1 pseudogene is annotated in these 562 nt (G+C 60.3%); it reads right to left on the bottom strand.

Features of this window, described 5'->3' with window-relative positions:
- Positions 1 to 562 (bottom strand): annotated as a pseudogene (locus B5M42_RS25130) (Ig-like domain-containing protein); the annotation flags it as partial.

The raw sequence follows: 562 nt of genomic DNA, 5'->3' as shown, positions 1-562 counted from the left end.
GCTGCATCGGTCACGATCAGCGTATGCGCGCCCTCCGCGCTCACTGTGCTGCCGCTCGAGAAGGCCGAGCCGTCCAGTGTCGCTGTGCCTTCGTTGAACGTCGGCGTCTGGTTCGTATTGTACAAGCCGCTGTCCGTTACGCCGCTTACGACCGGCGCCGTTTTATCGATGGTGAACGTAATCGTCGTCGTGTTGCCTGCTGCGTCTGTGGCAATCAGTGTATGCGAGCCTTCCGCACTCACGGTACTGCCGCTCGTAAACGCTGAGCCGTCCAGCGTCGCTGTGCCGTCGCTGAATGTGAGCGTACGGTTTGTGTTGTAGTTGCCCACGTCGGCTGCTCCCGTTACTGTCGGGCCGGTTTTGTCAATCGTGAAGTTGACCGTTGTCACATTGCCCGCTGTATCGGTCACGATCAGCGTATGCGCGCCCTCTGCGCTCACTGTGCTGCCGCTCGTGAAGGCCGAGCCGTCCAGTGTCGCTGTGCCTTCGTTGAACGTCGGCGTCTGGTTCGTATTGTACAAGCCGCTGTCCGTTACGCCGCTTACGACCGGCGCCGTTTTAT

The sequence above is a fragment of the Paenibacillus athensensis genome (genome assembly GCF_004514475.2).
GTDB lineage: Bacteria > Bacillota > Bacilli > Paenibacillales > NBRC-103111 > Paenibacillus_AL > Paenibacillus_AL athensensis.
This window is presented reverse-complemented; position numbering and strand designations above follow the sequence as displayed.